The 242-nt window shown below is 49.2% G+C and carries 1 pseudogene; it reads left to right on the top strand.

What is annotated here, in order from left to right:
* Positions 1–242: pseudogene (locus R2R70_RS22680) on the top strand (amino-acid N-acetyltransferase); the annotation flags it as partial.

Genomic DNA, 242 nt, shown 5'->3' with positions numbered 1-242 from the left:
CTGATTAGCCATGACCCTTATGAAGAAATTCGCCGTGCCAATATCGATGATGTGGTTGGTCTGATTGAGCTGCTGTCGCCTCTAGAAGAGCAAGGCATCTTGGTCAGTCGTTCACGCGAGCGCTTGGAGCAAGAGATTGATAACTATAGTGTGATTGAGCGTGATGGTATGATTTTGGGCTGTGCAGCACTGCACACACTAGATTCAGAATCAGCGGAAGTTGCCTGTGTTGCCGTACGTCC

It is taken from the genome of Cobetia sp. SIMBA_158, assembly GCF_046566945.1.
GTDB classification, from domain to species: Bacteria; Pseudomonadota; Gammaproteobacteria; order Pseudomonadales; family Halomonadaceae; genus Cobetia; species Cobetia amphilecti.
This window is presented reverse-complemented; position numbering and strand designations above follow the sequence as displayed.